The 5840-nt window shown below is 69.5% G+C and carries 7 protein-coding genes and 1 pseudogene; 4 read left to right on the top strand and 4 right to left on the bottom strand.

All coding sequences use genetic code 11. The annotated features are described in order from the left end of the window. The first annotated feature begins 345 nt into the window (after positions 1 to 345). Complete coding sequence (locus AB0N07_RS45395) at positions 346 to 1221, top strand: phosphotransferase (RefSeq protein WP_365845875.1); 876 nt, start codon at positions 346 to 348, stop codon at positions 1219 to 1221. A 51-nt stretch (positions 1222 to 1272) separates the two neighbouring features. Here the strand turns inward: AB0N07_RS45395 and AB0N07_RS45390 are convergent, their stop codons facing one another. From AB0N07_RS45390 to AB0N07_RS45380, 3 genes are all read right to left on the bottom strand, one after another. Next, entirely contained in the window at positions 1273 to 1857 is a 585-nt protein-coding gene (locus AB0N07_RS45390) for an alpha/beta fold hydrolase (protein ID WP_365845873.1), read from the bottom strand. Between the two features lie 2 nt (positions 1858 to 1859). Then, entirely contained in the window at positions 1860 to 2030 is a 171-nt protein-coding gene (locus AB0N07_RS45385) for a hypothetical protein (protein ID WP_365845871.1), read from the bottom strand. Positions 2031 to 2132: 102 nt separating this feature from the next. After that, complete coding sequence (locus AB0N07_RS45380) at positions 2133 to 3056, bottom strand: SDR family oxidoreductase (protein ID WP_365845869.1); 924 nt, start codon at positions 3054 to 3056, stop codon at positions 2133 to 2135. A gap of 85 nt (positions 3057 to 3141) precedes the next feature. On the opposite strand from AB0N07_RS45380, the gene AB0N07_RS45375 reads away from it, so the two are divergent. Further along, positions 3142 to 3708 carry a helix-turn-helix domain-containing protein gene (locus AB0N07_RS45375; protein WP_365845867.1) on the top strand — a complete coding sequence of 189 codons (567 nt, stop codon included), beginning with the start codon at positions 3142 to 3144 and terminating at the stop codon, positions 3706 to 3708. Positions 3709 to 3728: 20 nt separating this feature from the next. Here the strand turns inward: AB0N07_RS45375 and pstS are convergent, their stop codons facing one another. Continuing rightward, positions 3729 to 4655 (bottom strand): phosphate ABC transporter substrate-binding protein PstS, encoded by a 927-nt coding sequence (pstS, locus tag AB0N07_RS45370; protein WP_365845865.1) that lies wholly within the window; start codon positions 4653 to 4655, stop codon positions 3729 to 3731. Between pstS and AB0N07_RS45365 the strand changes: the two genes are divergently transcribed. Next, positions 4639 to 4866: a hypothetical protein gene (locus AB0N07_RS45365; RefSeq protein ID WP_365845863.1), complete on the top strand. Its 228-nt coding sequence runs from the start codon at positions 4639 to 4641 to the stop codon at positions 4864 to 4866. The two genes, pstS and AB0N07_RS45365, sit on opposite strands and share 17 nt — an antisense overlap. A gap of 416 nt (positions 4867 to 5282) precedes the next feature. Then, positions 5283 to 5840 (top strand): annotated as a pseudogene (locus AB0N07_RS45360) (hypothetical protein); the annotation flags it as partial.

Raw genomic sequence — 5840 nt, 5'->3', positions numbered from 1 at the left:
CTACCAGCGGTCCCGTTCGTCATTCACCGCAGGGCCAGCACGCCCACCCGCGCCTGGACAGCGCCCCAGCCAGCCTTAACTTCCCGGCCTTGGGTGTTGAGAGATCGCACTTCGGCCCGGACGGTGACGGGGCGACTCCGTTGCCACCGCCGGTGAAACAAACCCATCGCCTGCGTATCGCTGCTCCCGTATGGTGCCGGGGTTGTCGTGACGAAGGGGCGGTTCGGGGACGTGGAGCTCAGGGCAGCGACGCGGGAGCAGTTGGCGAGTGCGGCGCGGGACGCGCTCGGCGCCGGACGGCGGCTGGAGGCGGTTCAGCGGATCGCGGGCGGCAGCAAGAAGGGCGTGTACCGCGTGGTGATGGACGATGCGACGACCGCGATCGCCTACCTGTGGGACGACACCGAGAACTACTGGCGGGCGGCCGAGGGCGACGACGACCTCACCGACCCGTTCTCGCCCGGTCTCGGACTCGACCTGTTCGAGGCCGCACATACGCGACTGGAAGCGCTCGGCGTCCGCGTCCCGGCGATCCGACTGGTCGACCGGGACGGCTCCCACTGCCCGGCCGACCTGGCGATCGTCGAGGACCTCCCGGGCGAGAGCCTGGAGCAACTCCTCGCACGCGATCCCCGCGCGGCCGCCCCGGTCATGGCCCGGCTCAAGGAGTCGTTGGAGGCGATGCGGCGTCACCGGGCGCCCGGTTACGGCAAGGTGGCCGTGGTCGAAGCAGGCGGAACGTCACGCGGGACGTCGTGCGAGGACGTCGTACTGGAGCGGGCGCTGCGGGACCTCGCCGAGGCGGCGTCGCGTGACCCGCGGATCGCGGCGGCCCGCGAACGACTGGAGGAGCGGCTGCTGGACCTGGCGGCGGCGGTCCGGCCGCGCTCGCAGTACGCGGTCGTACACGGCGAACTCGGCCCCGATCATGTACTGGTGGGCCCGGACGGGAACCCGGTGGTGATCGACATCGAGGGCACGATGTACTTCGACGTCGAGTGGGAGCACGTCTTCCTGCAGATCCGCCTGCACGACACCTATGCGTGGTTGGCCGACGACGGACTGGACGAGCACCGGCTCGCGCTGTACCTGCTGGCCCAGCGGCTCTCGCTGACGGCGGGGCCGCTGCGGCTCCTCGACGGCGCCTTCCCCGACCGGTCGTCCATGGCGGGCATCGCCGAGCACAACCTGCAGCAGTCGCTGGAACTGGTCCGTGCCTGAACCGTCTTGGGCTTCCGCCCTGTTCTGCCCGGCGTCCCGTCGGACCACCGCTCAATGATCAGCGAGGAAATCCAGGATCGCCGCGGTGAGTTCCTGCGTACCGACCGCCGTACCGTGAACTCCGGGCACCACCGCGCTGGTGCCCTGCGGCAGCGCCGCAGCCAACTGGTCGGCTGTGGCGGCGCGTTCGTCATCGGCACCGATCACCACGAGCGTCGGCACCTGGATGCGGCCGAGCGGCTCCACCGGCGTGGGGACGACCGAATCCAGTACGTGCAGCAGGGCCACCGGATCCGCGCCACTGGACCGGAGCCACTGCCTGGCCTGCTTCTGCGGCGAGCCCGGCTCGAAAGAACCCGCCCCTGCGAAGACCCGCCGCAGAAATGATCCCGCCCCGCCGCCGAGACCGAGCACCTCACGCAGCCCCTGGCCGGCGACCACCGCGCGCCCCGGTGTTGCGCCGCGCACCAGCATCCTCACCACCACGCGCGCTCCGAGCGAGTATCCCCCGAGGTCGTAGTCGTCCAGCGCGAGGTGGTCGAGGAGCGCGAGGCCGTCCTCGGCCAGGACGTCGGGCGGATGGCAGGCAGCGTCATGAGGCTTGGCGCTCCGCCCGTGCCCACGGAGATCCGGCATGATCACGCGGCGTCCGCCTGCCGCAACGTCTCGGCATGGCCGTGGCGCAGCCACAGCGTCGAGTCCCCGGTGATGCCGTGCAGCAGCACCAGCGGTCTGCCGCGGCCCACTTCCCGGTAGGCCAGGCGCACACCGTCACGGCCCGAGAAGTACGACACATCAGGATCCGGCATGCATCGGAGTGTGTCCCGGGCGGGCTCACCGGCAGGCTGCGGTCAGCCCGGTTGCGGCGCGTGCAGGCCCCTCTTCCGCCGGCCGCGGGTACGTCCGCCGGGTCAGGAGGTGGTGGCAGGGGTGCGGAAGTAGTGGCCCTTGTCGAGGTCGTCGAGGAGGCCGGGGCCGGTGGGCTGCCAGTCCAGGAGTTCGCGGGTCAGGGTGCTGGACGCCGGGCTGTCGAGTGCCAGGAAATGACCCAGCCAGGCGAAGTGTTCCGCCGCGGCGTCGGGAGTCACGGAGACCACCGGCACATCGAGGTGACGGCCGATCACCTCGGCGATGTCGCGGATCGGGACGCCTTCCTCCGCCACACCGTGCAGCACCGTGCCCGCGGGGGCCTTCTCCACCGCCAGGCGGAACAGCCGTGCGGCATCGAGACGGTGGGCGGCCGGCCAACGGTTGGCGCCGTCGCCGATGTAGCCGGAGACACCCTTGTCCCGGGCGATGGCGACCAGGGTGGCCATGAACCCGTTGTCTCCTTCGCCGTGGCAGGTCGGAGACAGTCGCACCACGGACGAGCGCACCCCGCGCGAGGCAAGCGCGAGCATCGCCGTGGCGGTGGCCGACCGGATGGACACCGGCGAGCCGTCGACCGCGGGCATGTCCCGCTCGCTCGACAGCCGGCCCGGCTTGAGGCCGACCAGCCCGGAGGCGAGGACGAAGGGACGGCCGGTGCCGGCCAGTGCCTCGCCGAGGGTGTCGACGGCGCGTCGGTCGGCCTCGGCGGCGCCCTGGAAATCGCCGGTGAAGGCGAGGTCGTGCTTGAAGGCGAGATGGACCACCCCGTCCGAAGCGGCGGCGGCGCCGGCCAGGACGTCGAGGTCGTCGACGGTGCCGCGGACCACGTCCGCACCGGCGGTGGTGAGGGCGGCGGCAGAGGCGTCGGAGCGGGCGAGCCCGACGACCCTATGCCCGGCGTCCAGGAGTTCGGGAACGAGGGCGGAGCCGATCCAGCCGGACGCGCCGGTGACGAAGATGCGCATGGGAGAGCCCCAAACTGTCGATGTCAGTGACTGTCATCGACGCTAACACGTGATGTCAGGGACTGTCATCACGTAGGATCTGCTCATGGGTAGATGGGAGCCGAACGCGCGCGAACGCCTGGCGACAGCGGCGTTGGAGCTCTACGGCGAGCGCGGCTACGAACAGACCACGGTGGCGGAGATCGCCAAACGGGCCGGCCTCACCGAGCGCACCTTCTTCCGCCACTACGCCGACAAGCGCGAGGTGCTGTTCGACGGTTCCAGTGCGTTGCAGGAGCTGTTTGTGAACGCGGTCGCCGAGGCTCCGCGGTCCGCGGCCCCGATCGACGCGGTCGCTGCGGGCCTCGAGGCGGTCTCCGCCGTGTTCATCGGCCGTCACGGACACGCCCGGCGGCGACACGCCGTCATCGTGGCGAACGCGGTACTCCAGGAGCGCGAGCTGATCAAGCTCGCCTCGCTGTCGGCGGCGCTCGCCGACGCCCTGCGCCGACGCGGCGTTCCGGAGCCGGCCGCCAGTCTGACCGCCGAGGCGGGGGTCGCCGTCTTCAAGATCGGCTTCGAGCGCTGGGTCGAGGCGGCCGAGGAACGCACGATGGCGCAGTTGATGCGGGAGTCACTGGAGGAGCTCAAGGCCGTGACCGCGGGCGGCTGAAGCCTCGTGGTCCGGTCGGGTCAGGACAGGCTGTTGATCTTGCTCCGGACCTGGTTCACGATGGTGGCCGGGAGCGTCGCATAGCCCTCGAAGCTCAGGTCCTGCTGGCCCTGCACGCCGGCGATGTACGTCAGGAACGCCTTGGTTGTCGGCCACGTGGCCGGCTTGTTGCCCTTGTCGCAGACGATCTCGTACGTGACCATGGCGATCGGATACGCGCCCGGGGTCTTGGTCGCGTAGTCGAGCCTGAGCACGAGATCGTCACCGCCGTCGGCAATCTTGGCGGTGGAGATCGCCTTGGATGCCGTGAAGACACTGGCGTCGACGGGAGTGCCGGCGCCGGTGTCGATGGAGACCGTGGGGATGTCTCGGGCGATCGCGTACGACAGCTCGACGTAGCCGATCGAACCCACCGTTTTCTTCACCTGGTCGACGAGGCCCGAGGACTTCTTGGCCGAATCGCCGCCCTTGGCCTTCCAATCCTTGCTGTGCCCGTGCGGCCAGGCGCTCGGCGCCGCGGCGCTCAGATAGGAGGTGAAGTTGTCCGTCGTGCCGGAGGAATCGGAGCGGTGAGACGCCCGGATCGCCGTTGACGGCAGCTTGGCGCCGGGGTTGAGTTTCGCGATCGCCGGATCGTTCCACTTCGTGATCCGGGCATCGAAGACCTTGGCGAGTGTGGTGGCGTCCAGAACCAATTTCGTGACGCCCGGCAGGTTGTAGCCGATGGCGATCGGGCCGCCGACCGCCGGCAGGTGGACGGCCCGGCCGCCGTTGGAGCAGACGCTCTTCGACTGCGTGATCTGGGCGGCGCTCAGTGCGGAGTCGGAACCCGCGAAGGCGGTTTTGCCCTGCAGGAAATCGGTCTGGCCGGCACCGGAGCCGTTGCCCTCGTAGCCGAGCCGGGTGCCGGGGCAGGCCCGCATGTAGTTCTTGATCCAGAACTTCATCGCGAACTCCTGCGCGGTCGAGCCGGAAGCCGCCACCTGGGCCGCCTTGCCGCACTTGACGCCGCTGGCGGCCGCCGTGGTCGGCGCGGCAGCCGTGGACGATCCGTCGGGCGACCCGGAACTGTTGCTCGAGCCGCAGGCCGTCAGGAGCAAGGCGCCGGAGACAAACGCGGAGCCTGCGGCCAGGGCACGCGGCCTGCTCTTCCGCTGAGGCTTCACTCTTCGGTGCTCCTTGCTCATGGGCGGCCGGGGTGGGCGCAGCGGAGGGGTGATGACCGCGGGTCAGGTAGCGGTCAGGGCTTGCCGCCTTTGAGGAACTATACGCATCAAAGCGGACAAGTGCGGTAATTCTCTCCTCGGTCTGGAGCTGTTTGCGGGGCGATGTACGCCGCCCGGGGGTGCACCCGGTGGAGCGGCGGCCGTCGGTTTCTGAACCTGGCCGGCTCATGAACCCGTCTGGGGCCGGGCCCTCGCCGCCGGCCGGGCCAACTGGCCTCCCGGGCGCTACACCATCCGGTGGCTTATGGCCGCCAGAGCGTTATTCATGTCTCCGATTTTCTGATCATTCCACTATCCGGCTCTTGGTACTGACCGGCCGTCATGAAGCCCCGAACCGAGTCGAGGAGAGTGGAGAAGATGACGAAATCGCCGCGATGGCGATCCGTTCTGACGCCAGCTGTCATGGCTGCCGCCCTTGGCGCTGCCGCGCTGTCGAACGCAGGAACCGCCTACGCCCAGGACCTCACCACCCCGCACCCGCCGTCCCCGGCACCGCCGGCGCATCCGGGGAATCCTGAGTATCCGCAGCATCCGGTGAAGCCGGCGTATCCAGAGAAACCTGCATACCCGCAGCATCCGGTGAAGCCCGCGTTCCCGGACCACCCGGTGAAGCCTGCGTTTCCGGAGCATCCGGTGAAGCCTGCGTTTCCGGAGCATCCGGTGAAGCCCGCGTTTCCGGTTAAGCCTGCGTATCCGCAGCAGCCCGTCAAGCCTGCGTTCCCGGAGCATCCGGTGAAGCCTGCGTTTCCGGAGCATCCGGTGAAGCCTGCGTTCCCGGAGCATCCGGTGAAGCCCGCGTATCCGGAGCATCCGGTGAAGCCTGCGTTTCCGGAGCATCCGGTGAAGCCTGCGTTTCCGGAGCATCCGGTGAAGCCCGCGTTTCCGGTTAAGCCTGCGTATCCGCAG

The sequence above is a fragment of the Streptomyces sp. NPDC051172 genome, from assembly GCF_040682555.1.
Lineage (GTDB): Bacteria > Actinomycetota > Actinomycetes > Streptomycetales > Streptomycetaceae > Streptomyces.
The sequence above is the reverse complement of the archived record's forward strand: the minus strand, read 5'-3'. Positions and strand labels throughout refer to the sequence as shown.

Coding starts and splice junctions, on each gene's coding strand:
- AB0N07_RS45375 (WP_365845867.1), top strand. CDS start 3,142: ATGGGTAGATGGGAGCCGAACGCGCGCGAACGCCTGGCGACAGCGGCG.
- AB0N07_RS45385 (WP_365845871.1), bottom strand. CDS start 2,030: ATGCCGGATCCTGATGTGTCGTACTTCTCGGGCCGTGACGGTGTGCGC.
- AB0N07_RS45390 (WP_365845873.1), bottom strand. CDS start 1,857: ATGCCGGATCTCCGTGGGCACGGGCGGAGCGCCAAGCCTCATGACGCT.
- pstS (WP_365845865.1), bottom strand. CDS start 4,655: ATGAAGTTCTGGATCAAGAACTACATGCGGGCCTGCCCCGGCACCCGG.
- AB0N07_RS45380 (WP_365845869.1), bottom strand. CDS start 3,056: ATGCGCATCTTCGTCACCGGCGCGTCCGGCTGGATCGGCTCCGCCCTC.